The sequence below is a fragment of the Mesorhizobium sp. M1143 genome, from assembly GCF_040318435.1.
Classification (GTDB): domain Bacteria; phylum Pseudomonadota; class Alphaproteobacteria; order Rhizobiales; family Rhizobiaceae; genus Mesorhizobium.
Genome location: NZ_JAMYMJ010000152.1, coordinates 1 through 2246, shown reverse-complemented (window position 1 = coordinate 2246; position 2246 = coordinate 1). Strand labels below are relative to the sequence as shown.

Genomic DNA, 2246 nt, shown 5'->3' with positions numbered 1-2246 from the left:
GGCGCTTTGCTCACCGTATTGGCGGCGGCAGGCGTGCTCGTCAATGACGTCGCCGGCGCCGACGGGGCCACGATCGATGGCGTACGGGCGGCGGGCGGCAACACCACGACAGCAGTATCGGGTGGCGTCAACACCGACATTGTGGGCCTGCACGGCACGCTTCACCTCAACGTCGACGGCTCCTACACCTACCAGTCGACGGCTCACAGCATTAACGCGAACACCACGGACGTGTTCGTCTACACAATCAAGGACGGCGACGGCGACTTCTCGACGACGACATTGACCATCAACCTGACGGACGTCAACGATGCACCGGTTGTTGCCAGCACCCAGAACTGGATGTCGAGCGAACCGGGGCAGCAGACCCTTGGCACGCCGACTTATCCCAATGGATATCCGCTGCGGGTCTCTATCCCGACGGATGCGGATGGCGACAACCTGATCGTCACCGCAACAGGGACGATCCCGACTGGGGTGTTCTACTACAACGGCGTGACCTATGTCGCCCTGACAACCGGCACCGTGCTCTACAATCCGTCCGGTGGCATCAACCTGCTGGGTAACCTGGTCTACACACCAACCGCCACGGTAACCGATACTGTCAACACCAACCTTACGCTGAATGTCTTCGATGGCACCGCCACGACTGTCCAGACTGTCGGCATCCACGAAGTGCCCCCGACCAGTCTGCCCAGCGACACTGCTCAGGTGGGCAATGGCAGCAGCCCTCTTACCTCGGGAAATGATCAGGTCACGACCCTGGCCCTGTCACAAGCCACGGTAAATGCTATAATCGCCGATCCTCATAGCGCGACTCTAGTAGTCTATACCGACTTTCAAGAGTCGCCCTTCGTAACGCCGATACCTGTAGCGGAGCGAAATCCCGGCGTGTTCGGAGACAGCAGTGCGGGATCGCATCGCGAACAGGAAGTCCAGGTCGAGATAGTCATAGGCACCAACCATTTCGCAGTTGTCGAAGACGATCTGACCGCCGGAACATTCGAACAGAGCTGGTTCTACGATCCGGCCACCGGCCTGATGAAGGCAACTGTCGACTACGACCATATCTTCCTTCTGGACGGCAGCGGCAACGCCACCTCCACGACGCTTGCCAGCTATTTGATCGCACACCCACCTACAGCCGGCGACTCATGGACGCTGTCTTACTTCGACAATAGTGGTGGCAATTACCAGGCGCGCTCGGTCAGCTTCTCCTTCTTCTCGCATGATCCGGGCGATCCCGGCATCACGGTGAATGGCGACGCCACATTGGCCGACCAGATCTATGGTACGTCCGGTGTCGATCATCTGTCCGGTGGCGGTGGAAACGACATCATTATCGGACGGGGCGGCAACGATTTCCTGACGGGCGGCGCCGGCGCCGACACCTTCCTGATCGGGACTGGGGATTCGACACCCGTTATAGGCGGAACCGGCAATGCCGGGACGATCACCGGCTATGACATCATCACTGACTTGGTCGCCGGGACCGACAAGTTGGCCCTGCCAGGGACTCTGGTGGCCGCCACCGCCGGCCTTGTCGACGGAGCAGGAGACTCCGTATTGACGATCGGCGGAGATACAGTGGAATCTCATTCGGTCACCAACGGCATCGCCAGTTTCTTCGGAACAGATGCCGGCGGCTCGCCGTTGGCTATCACCTCAACCGCAGCTCTCGCGGCGGCTGTCCAATATCTCATGGGCACAGACATCGGAAACGCCGGGGCGACGCTCGCATTCACGGCAACCATCTCGGGCGTAAATCATACGTTCGTCTATACCCAGACAACCACCAATGCCGGCGTAGGAGCACTGGTCGATCTCCAGAACGTCACGGTAGCGAACCTGAACACCCTGATCGGCGGATCGGTCGATCCGATTATCCTGGATCTGAACCATGATGGCTTCGCCTTCGCCGACGTCAGCCATGGCGTCCAGTTTGACATCAATGGTGACGGAACCAAAGACCAAATTGCCTGGAACACCTCGAACGACGGCATGCTGGCGATCGACCTCAACCATAACGGCAAGATCGATGATGGCACCGAGCTGTTTACGCCGAGTTTCGGCGGCGGCCATTTCGCCAGCGGCGCGGCGGCACTTGCATCGCTCGACAGCAATCATGACGGCGTCATCGATCAATACGACGATGCCTTCAGCAGCCTGCTGATCTGGAAGGACGCCAACGCCAACGGCATCAGTGACTCTGGGGAATTGTCACACCTTGCTGATAACGGTATTAT

General features: G+C 59.2%; 1 protein-coding gene. It reads left to right on the top strand.

Going from position 1 to position 2246, the window contains the following annotated elements; all coding sequences use genetic code 11:
- Positions 1 to 2246, top strand: a 2246-nt coding sequence (locus NKH35_RS31470) for a beta strand repeat-containing protein (RefSeq protein WP_352917547.1), incomplete at both ends; no start/stop codon positions are given.